The sequence below is a fragment of the Pseudomonas sp. Wu6 genome, from assembly GCF_019891515.1.
In the GTDB taxonomy this organism is placed as follows: Bacteria; Pseudomonadota; Gammaproteobacteria; order Pseudomonadales; family Pseudomonadaceae; genus Aquipseudomonas; species Aquipseudomonas orientalis_A.
Genome location: NZ_JAFLXH010000084.1, coordinates 1 through 1,574 on the forward strand (window position 1 = coordinate 1; position 1,574 = coordinate 1,574).

The 1,574-nt window shown below is 56.7% G+C and carries 1 protein-coding gene; it reads right to left on the minus strand.

Annotated elements, in window-relative coordinates; all coding sequences use genetic code 11:
- Window positions 1-1,574, minus strand: a 1,574-nt coding sequence (locus J1G34_RS26885; RefSeq protein ID WP_347709508.1) for an immunoglobulin-like domain-containing protein, incomplete at both ends; no start/stop codon positions are given.

Below are 1,574 nucleotides of genomic sequence, written 5' to 3' on the forward strand. Positions count from 1 at the left end.
GGTTTGATCGCCTTTGTAGACGTCGTTCGGTGCCACGGTGGTGACTGTGCCGCTGGATTGGTTCACACCGATGGTGATGGTTTTGCCGTTATCCAGGGTGACGGTCAACGGGTTGGTGATGTTGGTCACCAGCGCGCCGTTTTTATCCACAAGGCTGGCGGTGTAGACGATGTTGCCGCCTTCGCCGACGGTGGTGGTGGCGGTCAGTACAACGTCGACCTTGTCGATGGTGTCGTTGATCGCAGTGGTTGCGCCGTTGCCTGCGACTTCCAGTTTTTCGAAGTTGCCACCAGAAGCGTCGGTGATTTTGACGATCTGATTGCTCTTGTCGATGAACACGTCATCGCTTGGCGCAGGGACGGTGACGGTGCCGACGGTGTCGCCGGCTTTGATGACGATGCTCGAACCGTTGTCCAGCTTCAGCGTAACGTCGCTGCCCGCTTTGTTAGAGAGCGTAGCGGTGTAAGTGATCTGGCCACCTTCGTTGACGGCGGTTGGCGCGGTCAGCGTAACGGTAGTGGTATCAGCGGTGCTTGGGGTATCGGTGACAGTGGTGTTAACCGCTGTGGTACCTGGCACCAGGTTCTCAAAGTGCTCGCCACCGGTGACAGTCTTGATTGCAGTGGTGACGGTTTGATCGCCTTTATAAACGTCGTTTGGTGCCACGGCGGTGACCGTGCCGCTGGATTGGTTCACACCGATGGTGATGGTTTTGCCGTTATCCAGGGTGACGGTCAACGGGTTGGTGATGTTGGTCACCGGCGCGCCGTTTTTATCCACAAGGCTGGCGGTGTAGACGATGTTGCCGCCTTCGCCGACGGTGGTGGTAGCGCTCAGAACCACGTCGACCTTGTCGATGGTGTCGTTGATCGCGGTGGTTGCGCCGTTGCCAGCAACTTCCAACTTCTCAAAGTTGCCGCCCGTTGCGTCGGTAATCTTGACCGTCTGAGTGCTCTTATCGATGAACACATCATCGGTAGGCGCAGGCACAGTCACAGTGCCGACAGTTTCACCGGCTTTGATGGTGATGTTTGAACCGTTATCCAGTTTCAGAGTGACGTCAGTACCGGCCTTGTTGCTCAAGGTCGCGGTGTACGTGATCTGGCCACCTTCGTTGACGGCAGTTGGCGCGGTCAGCGTGACAGTGGTGGTGTTATCAGTACCTGGGGTGTCAGTCACTGTTGTTGTGACTTTATCGGTACCTGGGACGAGGTTTTCGAAGTGCTCGCCACCAGTGACAGTCTTGATAGCAGTGGTGACGGTCTGGTCGCCCTTGTAAACATCATCCGGCGCAACAACCGAAACGGAACCGCTCGACTGATTTACGCCGATAGTGATGCTCTGGCCGTTATCCAAGGTGACGGTCAACGGGTTGGTGATGTTGGTCACCGGCACGCCGTTTTTATCCACAAGGCTGGCGGTATAAACGATGTTGCCGCCTTCGCCGACGGTGGTGGTAGCGGTCAGAACCACGTCGACCTTGTCGATGGTGTCGTTGATCGCGGTGGTTGCGCCGTTGCCAGCAACTTCCAACTTCTCAAAGTTGCCGCCCGTTGCGTCGGTAATCTTGACCG